Source organism: Pseudomonas sp. SMN5 (genome assembly GCF_052041925.1).
Classification (GTDB): Bacteria; Pseudomonadota; Gammaproteobacteria; order Pseudomonadales; family Pseudomonadaceae; genus Aquipseudomonas.
On the sequence record NZ_JBKGGX010000022.1, the window covers coordinates 25,180 to 41,507 of the forward strand.

Annotated in this window: 20 protein-coding genes; 7 read left to right on the plus strand and 13 right to left on the minus strand. The window is 63.1% G+C overall.

Going from position 1 to position 16,328, the window contains the following annotated elements:
• Positions 1 to 25 precede the first annotated feature (25 nt).
• Entirely contained in the window at positions 26 to 814 is a 789-nt protein-coding gene (locus ACLEJR_RS20485) for a YfaP family protein (RefSeq protein WP_440797917.1), read from the minus strand.
• A 573-nt stretch (positions 815 to 1,387) separates the two neighbouring features.
• On the opposite strand from ACLEJR_RS20485, the gene ACLEJR_RS20490 reads away from it, so the two are divergent.
• The 3 genes from ACLEJR_RS20490 to dxs all read left to right on the plus strand — a co-directional run bounded on the left by ACLEJR_RS20490 (position 1,388) and on the right by dxs (position 4,528).
• The gene (locus ACLEJR_RS20490) at positions 1,388 to 1,630 is read left to right on the plus strand and encodes an exodeoxyribonuclease VII small subunit (RefSeq protein WP_305498501.1); all 243 of its coding nucleotides are present in this window, start codon (positions 1,388 to 1,390) and stop codon (positions 1,628 to 1,630) included.
• Entirely contained in the window at positions 1,627 to 2,514 is an 888-nt protein-coding gene (locus ACLEJR_RS20495) for a polyprenyl synthetase family protein (RefSeq protein WP_440816073.1), read from the plus strand. Before ACLEJR_RS20490 ends, ACLEJR_RS20495 begins: the two co-directional genes overlap by 4 nt.
• A 115-nt stretch (positions 2,515 to 2,629) precedes the next feature.
• A complete protein-coding gene (gene dxs, locus ACLEJR_RS20500; RefSeq protein ID WP_440816075.1) occupies positions 2,630 to 4,528 on the plus strand; it encodes a 1-deoxy-D-xylulose-5-phosphate synthase in 1,899 nt (632 codons plus the stop codon).
• 121 nt (positions 4,529 to 4,649) lie between these two features.
• Here dxs and ACLEJR_RS20505 read toward each other — a convergent pair whose 3' ends face one another.
• The 11 genes from ACLEJR_RS20505 to nrdR all read right to left on the minus strand — a co-directional run bounded on the left by ACLEJR_RS20505 (position 4,650) and on the right by nrdR (position 12,790).
• Positions 4,650 to 5,069: an MFS transporter gene (locus tag ACLEJR_RS20505; protein WP_440816077.1), complete on the minus strand. Its 420-nt coding sequence runs from the start codon at positions 5,067 to 5,069 to the stop codon at positions 4,650 to 4,652.
• On the minus strand, positions 5,066 to 5,683 hold the full coding sequence (ribA, locus tag ACLEJR_RS20510) for a GTP cyclohydrolase II (RefSeq protein WP_440797908.1): 618 nt from the start codon (positions 5,681 to 5,683) through the stop codon (positions 5,066 to 5,068). The genes ACLEJR_RS20505 and ribA overlap by 4 nt, the downstream gene beginning before the upstream one ends.
• 109 nt (positions 5,684 to 5,792) lie before the next feature.
• Entirely contained in the window at positions 5,793 to 6,551 is a 759-nt protein-coding gene (locus ACLEJR_RS20515; protein ID WP_440816078.1) for a substrate-binding periplasmic protein, read from the minus strand.
• An 11-nt stretch (positions 6,552 to 6,562) separates the two neighbouring features.
• On the minus strand, positions 6,563 to 7,066 hold the full coding sequence (locus tag ACLEJR_RS20520) for a phosphatidylglycerophosphatase A family protein (RefSeq protein WP_440797904.1): 504 nt from the start codon (positions 7,064 to 7,066) through the stop codon (positions 6,563 to 6,565).
• Positions 7,063 to 8,028, minus strand: coding sequence for a thiamine-phosphate kinase (gene thiL / locus ACLEJR_RS20525; protein WP_440816080.1), 966 nt, complete (start codon positions 8,026 to 8,028; stop codon positions 7,063 to 7,065). The genes ACLEJR_RS20520 and thiL overlap by 4 nt, the downstream gene beginning before the upstream one ends.
• Before the next feature lie 134 nt (positions 8,029 to 8,162).
• Complete coding sequence (gene nusB / locus ACLEJR_RS20530; RefSeq protein WP_440797901.1) at positions 8,163 to 8,663, minus strand: transcription antitermination factor NusB; 501 nt, start codon at positions 8,661 to 8,663, stop codon at positions 8,163 to 8,165.
• Positions 8,660 to 9,136 (minus strand): 6,7-dimethyl-8-ribityllumazine synthase, encoded by a 477-nt coding sequence (ribH, locus tag ACLEJR_RS20535; protein WP_440797899.1) that lies wholly within the window; start codon positions 9,134 to 9,136, stop codon positions 8,660 to 8,662. Before ribH ends, nusB begins: the two co-directional genes overlap by 4 nt.
• Positions 9,137 to 9,375: 239 nt before the next feature.
• Positions 9,376 to 10,467 (minus strand): bifunctional 3,4-dihydroxy-2-butanone-4-phosphate synthase/GTP cyclohydrolase II, encoded by a 1,092-nt coding sequence (gene ribBA / locus ACLEJR_RS20540; protein ID WP_440797897.1) that lies wholly within the window; start codon positions 10,465 to 10,467, stop codon positions 9,376 to 9,378.
• 16 nt (positions 10,468 to 10,483) lie between these two features.
• Positions 10,484 to 11,149 carry a riboflavin synthase gene (locus tag ACLEJR_RS20545; RefSeq protein ID WP_440816083.1) on the minus strand — a complete coding sequence of 222 codons (666 nt, stop codon included), beginning with the start codon at positions 11,147 to 11,149 and terminating at the stop codon, positions 10,484 to 10,486.
• A gap of 46 nt (positions 11,150 to 11,195) precedes the next feature.
• Positions 11,196 to 12,329: a bifunctional diaminohydroxyphosphoribosylaminopyrimidine deaminase/5-amino-6-(5-phosphoribosylamino)uracil reductase RibD gene (gene ribD, locus ACLEJR_RS20550; RefSeq protein WP_440816086.1), complete on the minus strand. Its 1,134-nt coding sequence runs from the start codon at positions 12,327 to 12,329 to the stop codon at positions 11,196 to 11,198.
• Positions 12,326 to 12,790 (minus strand): transcriptional regulator NrdR, encoded by a 465-nt coding sequence (nrdR, locus tag ACLEJR_RS20555; RefSeq protein ID WP_024778359.1) that lies wholly within the window; start codon positions 12,788 to 12,790, stop codon positions 12,326 to 12,328. Before nrdR ends, ribD begins: the two co-directional genes overlap by 4 nt.
• 127 nt (positions 12,791 to 12,917) lie before the next feature.
• On the opposite strand from nrdR, the gene ACLEJR_RS20560 reads away from it, so the two are divergent.
• The 3 genes from ACLEJR_RS20560 (at position 12,918) to trxA (ending at position 15,107) form a co-directional block, all read left to right on the plus strand.
• Positions 12,918 to 13,382: a YbaY family lipoprotein gene (locus ACLEJR_RS20560; RefSeq protein WP_440816089.1), complete on the plus strand. Its 465-nt coding sequence runs from the start codon at positions 12,918 to 12,920 to the stop codon at positions 13,380 to 13,382.
• Positions 13,379 to 14,032, plus strand: coding sequence for a class I SAM-dependent methyltransferase (locus ACLEJR_RS20565; protein WP_440816092.1), 654 nt, complete (start codon positions 13,379 to 13,381; stop codon positions 14,030 to 14,032). The genes ACLEJR_RS20560 and ACLEJR_RS20565 overlap by 4 nt, the downstream gene beginning before the upstream one ends.
• Positions 14,033 to 14,234: 202 nt before the next feature.
• Positions 14,235 to 15,107, plus strand: coding sequence for a thioredoxin (trxA, locus tag ACLEJR_RS20570; protein WP_440816094.1), 873 nt, complete (start codon positions 14,235 to 14,237; stop codon positions 15,105 to 15,107).
• A 70-nt stretch (positions 15,108 to 15,177) separates the two neighbouring features.
• Here trxA and ACLEJR_RS20575 read toward each other — a convergent pair whose 3' ends face one another.
• Complete coding sequence (locus ACLEJR_RS20575; RefSeq protein WP_440797885.1) at positions 15,178 to 15,552, minus strand: hypothetical protein; 375 nt, start codon at positions 15,550 to 15,552, stop codon at positions 15,178 to 15,180.
• 129 nt (positions 15,553 to 15,681) lie between these two features.
• On the opposite strand from ACLEJR_RS20575, the gene ACLEJR_RS20580 reads away from it, so the two are divergent.
• The gene (locus ACLEJR_RS20580) at positions 15,682 to 16,272 is read left to right on the plus strand and encodes a DUF2796 domain-containing protein (RefSeq protein ID WP_440797884.1); all 591 of its coding nucleotides are present in this window, start codon (positions 15,682 to 15,684) and stop codon (positions 16,270 to 16,272) included.
• Positions 16,273 to 16,328 lie beyond the last annotated feature (56 nt).

Here is a 16,328-nt window from a genome sequence, read left to right on the forward strand (position 1 = left end):
CCTATTCATCCGTGGAGCGGAGTACTTAATAGTTGAAGGTCTTGACCAGCAGCAGATCACCAATGGCGCGCAGGGGCACGACAAAGGTCTCGCGTTTTTCATCGACGGTGTTTTCGTTGAGCACCAGGTTGATCTGCGAGGTGATCACCTCGTTCTGGTTGCTGGTTTCGTCGAAGTTGTACCCACCGTCGCCGTAGTTTCCCCAGTAGTTCACATAGACCAGGTAGGTGCCGTGCATCGGCGCGGTCATGGTGAACATCTCGGGGCCGGGGCCATCGACGCCATCGGGGTCGAGGCCACCACCGTTGCTCAGCGCCGGCTGGCCGAAGAATGCATGTTGGCCGTCCGGTGTGACGATATGCAGGTCGAGCTCGGCCTTGGGATCATCCCAACCGAGCACCACGCGGATTTGCGCCGGGGTGCGCAGATTGTTGGCTTCATAGAACTGCACCCGCTTGAGGGACTTGCCCTCGGAGCTGCGCACCTCGACGCTGTTGGAGCCGGCACCGAACGCATACGGCCGGGCGAAACGGCCTTGCTCGTCGGTATAAAGATTGAGCGGATTGCCGTTGACCGCCAGGCTGTGGGGTTGGCGCATCGTACCCATGGCCTTGATCCGGCCCTCGATCATCGTGCGATTGCGCTGCACGCCACGGTCGATGGGCGGCGTGGGATAGGCAACCTGGGGGTTTTCGCTGCGATCGAGCAAACCGTTGAAGCGCCAGCCACCCACCGGCTCCGACAGCTCGGCCGAAGGCTCGGCCCACGCCTGGGACGCGCTCAACAACACGATCAACAATGAAAGAAAACGCACGTCTGCCTCCTGCCATGCACAACGCAACCCGGCGCCCTTCCTCGGCGCTTGTTTGTCATTATTCGGGTTTCGTCTGAAGGCCCCGTTACAAAGGGGCTGTAGATGGCGCGAAGATTAGCGATTCGGCCAATTATTCACAATCGGGGAACACGCGAATCTGTGTGGGAAATCACGTACTGAGGGGTGGTGTGAGCCGAATAAGACGGCTATTCGGCTCATCAAATGAGCCGAGCAACCAAAACTGTTCAAAATTTGAGCTACTTCAACCCAGCTACGCACAAACCGTGGCGAGGGCGCTTGCTCCCGCTGGACTGCGCAGCAGCCCCCCCCCCAAAGCTGAATGCGTTTCGCCTGACAAACCGGGTTAGCCGGACTCGGGGCCGCTGCGCGCCCCAGCGGGAGCAAGCTCCCTCGCCACAGGAGCGGTCCTCAGTGCCAGCTCATCAAGACGCATGCCCACGCCACAGGCTCGCAGCTTCAAGATCCAGATGATTTGTCCCCGCCCCTGATTTGCCCCAATACCCCATGTCTGCTAGTGTCGCGCCGGTTTAACAGTCAACCGGAATAGCCGCCATGGCCCGCAAAAAAGCTGCACTGGATTTCGAACAATCTCTGGCCGACCTGCAAGCGCTGGTCGAACGGCTGGAGAACGGCGAATTGTCGCTGGAAGACTCGCTGACCGCCTTTGAGCAGGGTATCGGCTTGACTCGCGACTGCCAGGCGGCGCTGGCCCAGGCCGAGCAGAAGGTGCAGTTGCTGCTCGAGCGCGACGGTGAACTGACCGAAGAGCCTTTCGACGCGGAACAGCCTGAATGATCGATGCTTATCAGGCCAGCAGCCAGGCCCGGGTCAATGCTGCGCTGGACACCCTGTTCACCGCCCCGAGTCCGGAGCTGGGGCGCTTGTACGAAGCCATGCGCTACAGCGTGATGAACGGCGGCAAGCGTGTACGTCCACTGCTCGCCTACGCCGCCTGTGAAGCCTTGGGCGGCGTGGCCGAACAGGCCAACGGCGCGGCCTGCGCGGTGGAGCTGATTCACGCGTATTCGCTGGTTCACGATGACTTGCCGGCGATGGACGATGACGACCTGCGTCGCGGCCAGCCGACCACCCACAAGCAATTCGACGAAGCCTGCGCAATCCTCGCCGGCGATGGCTTGCAGAGCCTGGCCTTCACCGCCTTGCTGGACCCGACCCTTAGCGATTGCCCGGCGCAGATTCGCCTGGACATGGTCAGCGCCTTGGCATTGGCGGCGGGCCCCGCTGGCATGGTCGGCGGCCAGGCCATCGACTTGGGTTCGGTGGGCCTGAAGCTGGATCAGAGCGCCCTGGAATACATGCACCGGCACAAGACCGGCGCGCTGATCGAGGCCAGCGTCAAACTCGGTGCCCTGGCCAGCGGCCGGGCCACGCCCGTCCAGTTGCAAGCCTTGCAGACCTATGCCCGGGCCATCGGCCTGGCGTTCCAGGTGCAGGACGACATCCTCGACGTGGAAAGCGATACCCAGACCCTGGGCAAACGCCAGGGTGCCGACATCGCCCGCGACAAGCCGACCTACCCGGCCCTGCTGGGCCTCGATGCCGCCAAGGCCTACGCCCTGGAATTGCGCGACCAGGCCCTGGAAGCGTTGCGACCGTTTGACGCGGCGGCCGAGCCGTTGCGCGACTTGGCGCGTTATATCGTCGAACGACGCAGTTGATACAGGGTCCACCCATTCATAAGTGCGTATCGGCCAAGTTCCGGCCAACGCGTGGGCAGCTTGCGATGCATAGGGTAAACTGCCGCCTCTTTCTATACCTATAACGATTCGCCTGATGCCCACGACGTTTCAAGAGATTCCCCGCAAACGCCCGACCACGCCGCTGCTGGACCGCGCCAACACGCCGGACGGCCTGCGCCGGCTGGGTGAAGCCGAGCTGGAAACCCTGGCCGATGAGTTGCGCCTGGAACTGCTCTACACGGTCGGCCAGACCGGCGGGCACTTCGGTGCGGGCCTGGGCGTCATCGAGCTGACCATCGCCCTGCATTACGTGTTCGACACCCCGGACGACCGACTGGTGTGGGACGTCGGGCACCAGGCCTATCCACACAAGATCCTGACCGGCCGCCGTGCGCGCATGGGCACCCTGCGCCAGAAGGATGGCGTGGCTGCATTCCCGCGCCGTTCGGAGAGCGAATACGACACCTTTGGCGTCGGCCACTCCAGCACCTCCATCAGCGCCGCCCTGGGCATGGCGATTGCCGCCCGCCTGCAGAACAGCGAGCGCAAGGCAATTGCGGTGATCGGCGATGGCGCACTGACCGCAGGCATGGCGTTCGAGGCGCTGAACCACGCGCCGGAAGTCAACGCCAACATGCTGGTGATCCTCAACGACAACGACATGTCGATCTCGCGCAATGTCGGCGGATTATCCAACTACCTGGCGAAGATCCTCTCCAGCCGCACCTACGCCAGCATGCGCGAAGGCAGCAAGAAGGTGCTGTCGCGCCTGCCCGGTGCCTGGGAAATCGCCCGCCGCACCGAGGAGTACGCCAAGGGCATGCTGGTGCCCGGCACGCTGTTCGAAGAGCTGGGTTGGAACTACATCGGCCCGATCGACGGCCACGACCTGCCGACGCTGATCGCCACGCTGCGCAACATGCGCGATCTAAAGGGCCCGCAGTTCCTGCACGTGGTCACCAAGAAGGGCAAAGGCTTCGCCCCGGCGGAAGTCGACCCCATCGGTTACCACGCCATCACCAAGCTCGAACCGCTGGACGCCCCCGCCGCCGCACCGAAAAAGGCCGGTGGACCGAAGTATTCCGGCGTGTTCGGCCAGTGGCTGTGCGACATGGCCGCCGCCGACCCGCGCCTGGTGGGCATCACCCCGGCGATGAAGGAAGGCTCGGACCTGGTGGCCTTCAGCGAGCGTTACCCGCAGCGCTACTTCGACGTAGCGATCGCCGAGCAACACGCCGTGACGCTCGCCGCCGGCATGGCCTGCGAAGGCGCCAAGCCGGTGGTGGCGATCTACTCGACCTTCCTGCAACGCGGCTATGACCAGTTGATACATGACGTGGCGGTGCAGAACCTCGACGTGCTGTTCGCCATCGACCGCGCAGGCCTGGTGGGCGAAGACGGCCCGACCCACGCCGGCAGCTTCGACCTGTCGTTCCTGCGCTGCATCCCCGGCATGCTGGTGATGACCCCGAGCGACGAGAACGAGTTGCGCAAGATGCTCACCACCGGCCACCTGTTCAATGGCCCGGCGGCGGTGCGCTACCCACGTGGCACCGGCCCGAACGCCACCATCGACGCCGACCTCGAACCCATTGAGATCGGCAAGGGTGTCATTCGCCGCCAAGGCAAGCAGACTGCCCTGCTGGTATTTGGCGTACAACTGGCCGAAGCCATGAAAGTCGCCGAGACCCTGGGCGCCACCGTGGTGGACATGCGTTTCGTCAAACCCCTGGACGAAGCCTTGGTACGCGAGATCGCCGGCAGCCACGAACTGCTGGTGACCATCGAGGAAAACGCCATCATGGGTGGTGCCGGCGCGGCGGTCAGCGAATTCCTGGCCCGCGACAACATTCTCAAGCCCGTGCTGCACCTGGGGCTGCCGGATATCTACGTCGAACACGCGAAGCCAGCGCAGATGCTGGCGGAATGTGGGCTGGATGAAGCCGGGATCGAAGCATCCGTGCGCCAGCGGTTGCAGTTGCTGGGCCGATAATTTTCAAGCAACAAAAAACCTGTGGGAGCGAGCCTGCTCGCGATAGCGGTAGATCAGCCAATGATTCGTTGACTGACATACCGCTATCGCGAGCAGGGTCGCTCCCACAGGAGTTGTGCTATCAGCCGAGCTGACGCGGGATGCGATACAGGTAGAACAGCACCGCCGTCGACAGCGCCAACAGGATCAACGGCACCGCTTCCAACCCCACGAATACCGCCAGCGCACCGATCCAGGCCGGCAGCCCCGCAACCAGGAGCGCAGCGCGGCGACGGGCTGCCAGGGTGATCCAGGCTTCAGGCTCCTGGGGTGTGTCGAGGGCTTTCTGGGTGGACACCAAGGCATTCTTGTAAGGCCCGAAAAACCGCAGGCTGACAAACATCGAGGCCAGGCCCGCGATGAACAGCGGCATCGCCAACACTGGCAGAATCGCTTCGCCCTGACCGAACACTGCGTTGATCACGAACAACGGCAGCAAGGCCAGCGCCAGATATTGCCACCATTTGACGGCCAATCGCCGCCGGACCTGACCACGGGTCACGCCCGGTCAACCTCGCCCTGATGCTCGTTGCCCATCATGTGGTCGAGCTTGCTGGCCTTGGTCGCCAGGTAGAGTTTGTTGTGGGGATTGTGCCCGGTGTGCAGCGGCACGCGTTCGGCCACCACGATGCCCATGTCAGTCATCGCCTTGACCTTGCGCGGGTTGTTGGTCATCAGTCGCAGCGACTTGACACCCAGATGCTCCAGCATCGGCAGGCAGATGCTGTAGTCGCGCAGATCAGCGGCAAAGCCCAGGCGCTCGTTGGCTTCCACCGTATCGGCGCCCCCATCCTGCAACTCATAGGCGCGGATCTTGTTCAACAGGCCTATGCCACGCCCTTCCTGGCGCAGGTACAGCAGCACGCCACGGCCTTCACGGGCGATGGCCTGCAACGCGGCTTCGAGTTGCGAACCACAATCGCAGCGCTGACTGAACAGGGCATCGCCCGTCAGGCATTCGGAGTGCAGGCGGCCAAGCACCGGCGCGCCATCGGCGATATCCCCCAGGCTCAGCACCACGTGCTCGCGGCCGGTGGCTTCATCGAGAAAACCATGCATGGTGAATTGCGCAAAGGGCGTTGGCAGCTTGGAAGCGGCAACAAAAACGACAGGCACCGGTGTGCTCCTGATCTAGTACTGGAGATTCGCAGAGGCAGGCATTGTAACAGCAGGTCCGGGCGGACGCTTAGGCTGAATTGTCGTCTATTACCATCGAAAAGTTTGATTACGGCTTGGGTGGCTTGCCGTTCTCGTCGAATGGGTAAGGTTGCTTCCAACGCTCGAAAATCGGCTTCAACTGGCCGCTTTTGACCAGTACCTCCATGCGCCGATCATACAACGCCCGTAATGCCCGACCATTCTCGGTGTTGGCAAACCCCAGGTAGAGCGGCAGATTGATCAGCGGCGTGAGCCTGAACTGCTGAGGGTTGTCGGTCTTGGAGAGCACGTCCTGGATTTCCATCAACGCATCGATATAGAAGTCGGCGCGATCGTGCACCAGCATTGGCAGAATACCCACGGCACGGTGGATTTCATTGAAGCGACGGACATTGGGCAGGTAGCTGTTGTACTCGTAGCCGCGCATCCAGACCAGGCGGTAATTGCCCAATGTCGCCAACGTGGGCGCCGGCTTGCTCATCAGCCCCAGCGCGTAGATGTGATCGACGTCGTAATGCCACTTTGGATAGAGCACGCCTTCGGTTTCATCGCGGTAGGCGCCGACCTGGACGTCGGCTTCGCCACGCTGCACAAGCCCTGTGGAACGGGTATAGGGCACGCTGCGGATCTCCAGCTTGACGCCTTCGGGTTCGAACACCTCGCGCAAGATATCCCAGCCCATGCCCTGGCCGTCGGCCTGGGTATAAGCCGCCCACTCTTCGCTGGCGGCGCGGACCTTGCCCGGCAGCGGCGCCTGGTCGGCCGCCCGAACACCGAGACAGATCCCCAGACACAACAACAGCAACAGTGCGCGACTCACGCCCATTCCTGACTCCCTCAGGTGAAACACCACACCAATCCTTGCATTGCCAGCCAGGCAAAGACCCCGGCCAGTACATCATCAAGCATGATCCCTACACCTCCATGCACATGTCGGTCGATCCAGCGGATCGGCCACGGCTTGAGGATATCGAAGAAGCGGAACACCACAAAACCCGTCAACAGCCAGTACCAGCCTTCAGGCACCAGCCAGAGGGTGATCCACATACCGACCATTTCATCCCAGACGATACCCTCATGATCGTGCACTCGCAGGTCATCCGCCACTTTGCCGCACAACCAGAAGCCAAACAGCATGGTGATGCCCAGCATCAGCCAGTAGCCCCAGTCCGGCAACATCTGCCACAACGGTATGAAGGGTAGCGCAACCAGCGAGCCCCAGGTGCCCGGAGCCTTGGGCAAGGTGCCCGAACCGAAGCCGAATGCCATGAAATGCCATGGGTTGCGCCAGACCGAGGGCGGAACGAACTCTGCCGGGACCTGATTGGGATGATCTGTCACGGTGTCTCCCGAAAATGTTGATAACCCCGAATTGTCGGAGTGATGTCGTGCCCGGAGCCGTCAACCAGTGTGACGCCCTCTCCGGCCATGACCGAGCCGATTACGTGGACCGGCCAGCCTTCGGCCTGCAATACCGACAATGGGGCCGGCGGCACGGTGAATAACAGCACATAGTCGTCACCGCCACTCAGGGCGGCGTCCTGCGCGAGCGTGCGACCAAGAAACGCCTGTAAAGCGTTGGACAGCGGCAGCCGGTCCCGTTCCACTTGTAATGCGACACCGGACGCCAGGGCGATGTGGCCGCAATCGGCCAGCAGGCCATCGGAAATATCCATCGCCGCACTGGCCTTGCCACGCAACGCCAGGCCCAGGTCGAGCTGCGGGCGCGGTGACCAGTAATGGGCCAACAGCGGTTCGGCGACATCCGGTTCAGCGCTGCGTTGGCCGAGCACCAGCGGCAAGGCACCGGCGGCATCGCCCAGTTCACCGCCGACACACAATAAATCGCCAGGCTGTGCGCCGCTGCGGGTCAAGGCCTGGCCGGACGGCACGCGGCCAAACACGGTCATGGTCAGGCTCAACGGCCCACGCGTGGTGTCCCCCCCTACCAGCGCCACGCCACAAGCCTGGGCCATCTGGTTCAAGCCACGGGCGTAGGCTTGCAGCCAATCGGCGGTCACCGTCGGCAAGGTCAGGGCAAGGGTAAAGGCAAGGGGCTTGGCGCCCATGGCAGCCAGGTCACTGACCGCCACGGCCAACGAACGTTGGCCGAGCAGGAACGGGTCGCAAGGTTCGGGAAAGTGCACACCGGCCACCAGCGTGTCGGTGGACACCGCCAGCTGTTCCCCGGCAGGAACGGCCAGCAATGCGCAGTCGTCGCCGATCCCCAGCGCAACGCCCTCGCCGCCCTGCGCGCAGGGCGCGGCAGCGAAGTAGTTGCGGATCAGCTCGAATTCGCCCATCAAGTATCCTGCCTCACCCATGCTGTTCTTTTTTTTGTCGGCGCCTGTTGGCGCCATACTGCGTTGCCCGGCACCAACAGTCACTCGACAAAAACGAACGCATTGGCGAGACAGGACACCGGTGCAAGCGTCGGTCAGCGCTTGAACGCTTTCACTTCGGCTTCACGCAGGCGCGGGGCGAGCTTGTCGAGGACGCCGTTGACGAATTTGTGGCCGTCAGTGGAGCCGAAGACTTTCGCCAGTTCGATCCCTTCGTTGATCACCACGCGATACGGTACGTCGACGCGCTTGAGCAGTTCCCAGGTGGACAGGCGCAGGACCGCCAGTTCGACCGGGTCCAGCTCTTCGATGGTCAGGTCCAGGCAAGGCGCGAGCGCGGTGTCGATCTCGGTCTTGAACTGCGGTACCCCATGAAGGATCTCGCGGAAATACGCACCGTCGACATCGGCGAAATCGTTGTCGACGCGAAACTGCGCCTCGATCTCGTTCAACGACTGCTTGGCCATGTGCCATTGATACAACGCTTGAGTCGCGAGCTGACGGGCTTCGCGACGCTTGGCGCTTTTCGATGGCTTGCCGGCATCGGCCGGCTTGGGATCGCGCGGGTTGAAACGATCGCTTTCGTCGCTAATCACTTGGCCTCCAACTGCGCCAGCAGGCTGACCATTTCCAGGGCGGACAGGGCAGCTTCGGCGCCTTTGTTACCGGCCTTGGTGCCGGAACGTTCGATGGCTTGCTCGATGGAATCGACGGTCAGTACGCCGAAGGCGACCGGTACGCCGAACTCCATGGACACCTGGGCCAGGCCCTTGGTGCATTCGCCGGCCACGTATTCGAAGTGCGGAGTACCGCCACGAATGACCGCGCCCAGGGCGATGATCGCTGCAAATTCGCCCTTTTGAGCGACTTTTTGCGCAACCAGCGGAATTTCGAAGGCGCCAGGGGCGCGGATGATGGTGATGTCGCTTTCGTTCACGCCATGGCGAACCAAGGCATCGACCGCACCGCCAACCAGGCTCTCGACCACGAAACTGTTGAAACGGCCCACTACCAGAGCGTAGCGGCCTTTAGGGGCGATGAAGGTACCTTCGATGGTCTTCAGGGTCATTCGTCAGATCTCTTAAAGAGCCAGAGCGCGTTTCGGTACGCGCTCCTTGGTGATATTTAGCCTTGAATACAGAGCCTCGATTGCGCCATGTCGTTCACTTGCGTACTCGTGGCGAGGGAGCTTGCTCCCGCTGGGCTGCGAAGCGGCCCTTCTTGTGGGCGCTGCGCACCCAAGCGGGAGCAAGCTCCCTCGCCACAATCAATCACAAGTCTGAACAACGATGCCGAAATCCCGGGCCATTATTCGGAGGGCACGTATTCTACAACTTCCAGGTCGAAACCGGATATCGCATTAAACTTCATCGGTGCGCTCATCAGGCGCATTTTACGCACACCCAGGTCGCGGAGGATCTGCGAACCGGCACCAACGATGCTGTAAGTGGTCGGTTTTTTCACCGCCGCCTGATCGCCGGTTTCGCGGATATGCGCCAACAACACGTCGCCATCCAGCGGGTGCCCGAGCAGCAGCACCACGCCGCTGCCGGCCTCGGCCACCGCGGCCATGGCGGCCCGCAGGCTCCAGCGGCCGGGCTGCTTGACCATCAGCAGGTCGCGCAGCGGGTCCATGTTGTGCACGCGCACCAGGGTCGGCTCTTCGGCACACACGGTGCCCAGGGTCAGCGCCATGTGCACGTCGCCTTCTACCGAATCACGGTAGGTCACCAGGTTGAACTGGCCCAGTTCGCTGTCCAACGGCTGCTCGGCAATCCGCTGAACGGTACGCTCGTGGATCATCCGGTAGTGGATCAGGTCGGCAATAGTGCCGATCTTGATGTTGTGTTCGGCGGCGAAGGTTTCCAGTTCGGCGCGACGGGACATGGTGCCGTCATCGTTCATCACTTCGCAGATCACGCCGGCAGGCTCGAAACCGGCCATGCGCGCCAGGTCGCACGCCGCTTCGGTATGGCCGGCGCGGGCCAGGGTGCCGCCGGCCTGGGCCATCAGCGGAAAGATGTGACCGGGGCTGACGATGTCCTCGGCCTTGGCGTCCCGGGCGGCCGCAGCCTGCACGGTGCGCGCACGGTCGGCTGCGGAGATACCGGTGGTCACGCCCTCGGCGGCCTCGATGGACACGGTGAACTTGGTGCCGAAGCCCGAACCGTTGCGCGGGGCCATCAGCGGCAGTTTCAGCAGCTCGCAACGTTCGCGGGTCATCGGCATGCAAATCAGACCACGGGCGTGCTTGGCCATGAAATTGATGTGCTCGGCCTTGCAGCATTCGGCGGCCATGATCAGGTCGCCTTCATTCTCGCGGTCTTCGTCATCCATGAGGATGACCATCTTGCCTTGGCGGATGTCTTCAACCAGTTCTTCGATGCTATTGAGCGCCACGCGGCACCCCCTTGGGTCAGGATTTCAGATAGCCGTTGGCGGCCAGAAAGCTTTCAGTGATGTTGCTGCCGGAGGCCGGCTCTGCGGCCTTGTCGCCGAGCAACAGGCGCTCCAGGTAGCGGGCCAGCAGGTCGACTTCCAGGTTGACCCGGCGCCCCGGCCGGTACGAGGCCATGATGGTCTCGCTCAAGGTGTGCGGGATGATCGTCAGCAGGAACTCGGCGCCATCCACCGCGTTGACCGTCAGGCTGGTGCCGTCGACGGTGATCGAGCCCTTGTGGGCGATGTATTTGGCCAGTTCTTTCGGGGCGCGGATACGAAACTCCACGGCCCTGGCGTTATCGCTGCGCGACACCACTTCGCCGACGCCGTCCACATGGCCACTGACCAGATGGCCGCCCAGACGGGTGGTGGGGGTCAGGGCTTTTTCCAGGTTGACCGGGCTGCCGCTCTTGAGGTCATTCATGGCGGTGCAGTCGAGGGTTTCGCGGCTGACATCGGCCAGGAAACCATTGCCGGGCAGTTCCACCGCGGTCAGGCATACACCGTTGACCGCGATGCTGTCGCCCAGTTTGACGTCGCTCAGGTCGAGCTTGCCGGTTTCGACGTGGACCCGCACATCGCCGCCCTTGGGGGTGAGTGCGCGGATGCTGCCAATGGATTCGATAATGCCGGTAAACATGGAGTCCTCCTCGAGAACGGGCCGCCGCTTGAGCGAAGGCCGGGAATTATACGCTGGCCGGCGAGACGGGAACGGCTATGACTCGCCAGTCATCGCCCACGGCGCGGATTTCGGTGATTTTCAGCGCCGGGGCGTCCTTCATCTGCGCCAGTGGCCAGTCCAGTAACGGTCGCGCAGTGGAGCCCAGGAACTTGCCGGCGAAGAAAATCTGGAACTCATCCACCAGCCCCAGCCGGGCAAAGGCTCCCGCCAGGCGCGGACCGGCTTCCACCAGCACCTCGTTGACGCCACGGGCCGCCAGTTCCTTGAGCAAACGATGCAGGTCGACCTGGCCGTCATCTCCCGCAACGATCATGCATTCAGGGCCGTTGGCGTACTGTTCTTCCACCGCCATGCACGTGGCGACCAGCGCCGGGCCGGCCTTGAAGAATGGCGCGTCCAGCGGCACCCGCAGGCGTCCGTCCACCAGCACCCGCAACGGCGGACGGCTCATGACCTGCGCGGTTTGCTCCGCGTCCAGGCCCAGTTCATCGGCACGCACGGTCAGCCGGGCGTTGTCCGCCAGCACCGTGTCGGCGCCGGTCAGTACCACACTGGCCTGGGCCCGCAGCCGTTGCACCGCCGAGCGCGCAGCCGGACCGGTGATCCATTGGCTTTCGCCGCTTTGCATGGCGGTGCGACCGTCGAGACTCATGGCGAGCTTGACCCGCACGAACGGCAGGCCGTGCTCCATGCGCTTGAGGAAGCCCGGGTTGAGCTGGCGCGCTTCGCCCTCCAGCACGCCGCTTTGGGTGGCGATACCGGCCTCGGCCAGCCGTTGCAGGCCGCGACCGACGACCTCCGGGTTCGGGTCCTGCATCGCCGCGACTACCCGTGCCACTCCAGCGTTGACCAGCGCATCGGCACAGGGCGGCGTGCGCCCGTGATGACTGCAAGGTTCCAGCGTGACGTAGGCGGTGGCGCCTCGGGCCAGCTCACCGGCTGCGCGCAAAGCGTGGACCTCGGCATGAGGTTCACCGGCACGCACGTGCCAGCCTTCACCGACAATCTGCCCGTCGCGCACGATCACGCAACCGACCCGGGGATTGGGGTGAGTGGTGTAATGGCCGCGCCGCGCCAGTTCCAGGGCGCGGGCCATGTAGTGGGCATCGAGCACCGCCTGTTGCGCCGGGCCGGTCATTCTTTCACCGGTTCACGGGCCAGGCGGTCGATTTCCTCGCGGAATTCATTCAGGTCCTGGAAGCGCCGGTACACCGAGGCGAAGCGGATGTAGGCGACTTCGTCGAGCTTCTGCAGCTCGGCCATCACCAGCTCGCCGACCACCAGGGACTTGACCTCGCGCTCGCCGGTGGCCCGCAGCTTGTGCTTGATGTGCACCAGCGCCGCTTCCAGGCGCTCGACGCTCACCGGGCGTTTTTCCAGGGCGCGCTGCATGCCGGCGCGCAGTTTGTCTTCGTCGAACGGCTGGCGGCTGCCGTCGGTTTTGATCAGGCGCGGCAACACCAGTTCAGCGGTCTCGAACGTGGTGAAACGTTCGCCGCAGGCCAGGCATTCGCGGCGGCGGCGGACCTGTTCGCCCTCGGCGACCAGTCGCGAGTCGATGACTTTGGTGTCGTTGGCACCGCAGAAGGGACAGTGCATGGTGGCAGGCAACAAAAAAAGGGAGGGCCATGGTAGCGCATCCCACTGGCAAGACAAGCCATAGGGTTTACGGTATACAGACGGGCTTACCACCTGATCCATGGAATTTACCTTGCCGGAGCCACACATGCCGCTACGATCGCTCGTTTTGCTCAGTCTTTTCAGCCTGCTGATGGCGTGCAGCAGCGACGCGCCCAAGCCCGCCGCGCCCGCACCGGCACCGGCGCCGAAACAGGCCCAGGAAAAAGCCCGCCACGCAGCTGAGCTGGGGCCATTGCCAGCATATCAGCGTGAATTGAGCGGCACTCTCGAAGGCGTCCCGGCCGGCGCGGAAGTTGAACTGGCGCTGCTGGTGATCGACGACAAGGACCGTCCGCAACAGTTGCTCGCCAGCTCCAGCCTGATCGGTACCAACCAGGCCCTGCCCTTCCGCCTGCGCTTCAACCCCGAAGCCTTTCCTGCCGGCGCCCGGGTGGAACTGCGCGGTCGCGCCAGCCAATCCGGCCAATTGATCCTGCATCTGCCGGAACAACGCATCAGCCAACCGACCACCCAGGCCCTGGGCGCCCTGCAATTCGTCAAAGCACCGTGAATGCACCACACGACCTGCAACGCGCCTTGGGCGAGTTGCTCGGCGATGCGCGCCTGGTGGCCTGCCCGCTGCCCGGCACTGACCTGAAGCTGTGGTTGATCGACGGCGACAACATGGACCGCGCCTTCAGCCCGGAAGAAACCCGGCGCATCCTTCATGAGCCGCCCTATTGGAGCTTCTGCTGGGCCAGCGGCCTGGCGATGGCGCGCTACCTGGCCGAGCGGCCGCAGTGGGTGGCGGGCAAGCGGGTGCTGGATTTTGGCGCCGGTTCCGGCGTGGCGGGCATCGCGGCGGTCAAGGCCGGAGCGCTGGAAGTGGTGGCGTGCGACCTCGATCCGCTGGCGATTGCCGCCTGCCAAGCCAATGCCGCGCTCAATGGCGTGGAGCTGGGTTATTCGGCGGATTTTTTCGCCGAGGCCGACCGCTTCGACCTGATCCTGGTCGCCGACGTGCTCTACGACCGGGCCAACCTGCCGTTACTCGACCACTTTCTCAGTCGCGGCCGCGAGTCCTTGGTAGCTGATTCCCGGGTGCGCGATTTTCAGCATCCGCTGTACCGACGCATCGAGATGCTCCAGGCCATGACCTTGCCGGACCTGGCTGAGCCTGAGGAGTTTCGGCATGTGAGCCTGTATCACGCGCGGCGTTAGCTCCAAAAGCATCGCGAGCAAGCTCGCTCCCACAGGGTTTCCCGTTGTTCACATCATTTGCGCACGACGCTCCTTCTGTGGGAGCGAGCTTGCTCGCGATGAGGCCCTGCCAGTCGACACATATCCCTGAGCATCGCCTGCGCTTTCAGCCCATCCCACCAAGCCTTATAGTTGCCCCATCCAAGCGTTCTACGAGATTCCCATGACCCAGGACACGCCCTACATCTTCGACGCCACCACCGCCGATTTCGACCAGTCGGTGATCGCCAACTCCTTCCACAAACCAGTGCTGGTGGATTTCTGGGCCGAGTGGTGTGCACCGTGCAAGGCGCTGATGCCGATGCTGCAAGGCATTGCCGAGAGCTATCGGGGTGAATTGCTGCTGGCCAAGGTCAACTGCGACATCGAACAAGACATCGTCGCGCGCTTCGGCATCCGCAGCCTGCCGACCGTGGTGCTGTTCAAGGACGGCCAACCGGTCGATGGCTTCGCCGGGGCCCAGCCGGAATCAGCCGTGCGGGCGATGCTTGAGCCGCACGTGCAGATGCCTCCGCCAGCCGCCGCCGACCCGTTCGAGCAGGCCCAGGCGCTGTTCGACGACGGTCGTTTCGCGGACGCCGAAGCGCTGCTCACGGTGTTGCTAGGCGAAGACAACACCAACGCCAAGGCGCTGATCCTGTATGCCCGTTGCCTGACTGAACGCGGTGAACTGGGTGAAGCCCAGACGGTGCTCGACGCAGTGAAAAGCGACGAACACAAGGCCGCCCTGGCGGGTGCCAAGGCGCAGATCCAGTTCCTCGGCCTGGCGAAAGACCTGCCGGATGCCGCCGAGCTCAAGGCGCGCCTGGCAAAAGACCCACAAGACGACGAAGCGGTGTACCAACTGGCGATCCAGCAACTGGCCCGTCAGCAATACGAACCGGCCCTCGACGCGCTGCTCAAGCTGTTCATGCGCAACCGTAGCTACAGCGAAGGCCTGCCCCACAAGACCTTGCTACAAGTGTTCGAACTGTTGGGCAACGATCATCCGCTGGTGACGACTTATCGTCGCAAGCTGTTTGCGGCGCTGTATTAGAGGAGCAGCTGCAAGCTTCAAGCTTCAAGCTTCAAGCTTCAAGCTTCAAGCTTCAAGCTGCAAGACTGTCTTAGCTTGCAGCTTGCGGCTTTGAGCTCGTCGCTTCGATCCAGCTATAGAGCGGCGTATCCCCGCCGCTCAGCACCTTGACCTCGGCACAATGGCGCAAGCGCACCAGCAGGCGCTTGCCCGCCGAGGCGCTGCCGGTCAGGCCCTCGAGCTGTTCGAGCAGGTCCGGACCGCTCAACTGCCCGGCCTTGCGCAGCAGTTCCTTGGCGATCTGCCACTGGGCATCATCCTGATTTACCGGCTTGGCCATCGGTGTTGCAGCGCTCTCGGGCTTGACCGCCTGCAGTTGCGCGCCGAGCTGCGCCCAGTCGCCCTCATCCATTTCAATCGTCAAGTCCACCGGCCAATCACCGACGGTTCCGCGTATCCGCAACATTACCGTGCTCCTGAAAATTTCATCTGCCCATGCTCCCATGGGCCTTGCGCGACGCCAAGCAGACGGTCAAACTCTGCGCAGTTTTGTTATAAGATCACATAACACGTCATGTATTTCCGGAGATCCGTCATGCGCCGTCTGCTTCTCGCCCTGCCGTTCGCCCTGCTGCCATTGGCTGTCGCCCATGCGGCTGTCGAGCATGATCACGATCACGACCATGAGCACGGGAGCCTGGGCGCCCATGAACATGGCGTTGGCCGGCTCAATGCCTCACTGGACGGCGAGACCCTGGAGCTGGAGCTCGACAGCCCGGCGATGAACCTGGTGGGCTTCGAACACGCCGCCACCAGCGCCGCCGACAAAGCCAAGGTGGCCGCGGTGCGGGCGAAACTGGAGAAACCGGCGGCGTTGATCAACCTCGCCGATGCCAAGTGCTCCCTGGAGCAGCAGGAACTGGAAAGCCCGTTGTTCGGCGACGAACCGGGACACGCGGACCATGCCGAAGACGCCGATGACGATGGCGACGAGCACCACGAACACAGTGAAATCCACGCCCATTACCAGTTCCGTTGTGTCGCGCCCGGCGCCTTGACGCATCTGGACCTGGCGCCCCTGTTCAAAGCCTTCCCGGCCACTCGGAAGATCCTGGTACAACTGATCGGCCCGAACGGCCAGCAAGGCGGGGAAGTGACGGCCGAGGCACCGGCCCTGAAGTTCTAAGTACACTGCAAAACCCTGTGGGATCTGATGTGAAGCAGAATCTGCATTCACCACAT

Excerpts from the sequence above, each read along its gene's own strand:
- ACLEJR_RS20490 (WP_305498501.1), top strand. The coding sequence starts at position 1,388 with ATGGCCCGCAAAAAAGCTGCACTGGATTTCGAACAATCTCTGGCCGAC.
- ACLEJR_RS20495 (WP_440816073.1), top strand. The coding sequence starts at position 1,627 with ATGATCGATGCTTATCAGGCCAGCAGCCAGGCCCGGGTCAATGCTGCG.
- dxs (WP_440816075.1), top strand. The coding sequence starts at position 2,630 with ATGCCCACGACGTTTCAAGAGATTCCCCGCAAACGCCCGACCACGCCG.
- ACLEJR_RS20515 (WP_440816078.1), bottom strand. The coding sequence starts at position 6,551 with ATGGGCGTGAGTCGCGCACTGTTGCTGTTGTTGTGTCTGGGGATCTGT.
- thiL (WP_440816080.1), bottom strand. The coding sequence starts at position 8,028 with ATGGGCGAATTCGAGCTGATCCGCAACTACTTCGCTGCCGCGCCCTGC.
- ribH (WP_440797899.1), bottom strand. The coding sequence starts at position 9,136 with ATGACCCTGAAGACCATCGAAGGTACCTTCATCGCCCCTAAAGGCCGC.
- ACLEJR_RS20545 (WP_440816083.1), bottom strand. The coding sequence starts at position 11,149 with ATGTTTACCGGCATTATCGAATCCATTGGCAGCATCCGCGCACTCACC.
- ribD (WP_440816086.1), bottom strand. The coding sequence starts at position 12,329 with ATGACCGGCCCGGCGCAACAGGCGGTGCTCGATGCCCACTACATGGCC.
- nrdR (WP_024778359.1), bottom strand. The coding sequence starts at position 12,790 with ATGCACTGTCCCTTCTGCGGTGCCAACGACACCAAAGTCATCGACTCG.
- ACLEJR_RS20560 (WP_440816089.1), top strand. The coding sequence starts at position 12,918 with ATGCCGCTACGATCGCTCGTTTTGCTCAGTCTTTTCAGCCTGCTGATG.
- trxA (WP_440816094.1), top strand. The coding sequence starts at position 14,235 with ATGACCCAGGACACGCCCTACATCTTCGACGCCACCACCGCCGATTTC.
- ACLEJR_RS20575 (WP_440797885.1), bottom strand. The coding sequence starts at position 15,552 with ATGTTGCGGATACGCGGAACCGTCGGTGATTGGCCGGTGGACTTGACG.
- ACLEJR_RS20580 (WP_440797884.1), top strand. The coding sequence starts at position 15,682 with ATGCGCCGTCTGCTTCTCGCCCTGCCGTTCGCCCTGCTGCCATTGGCT.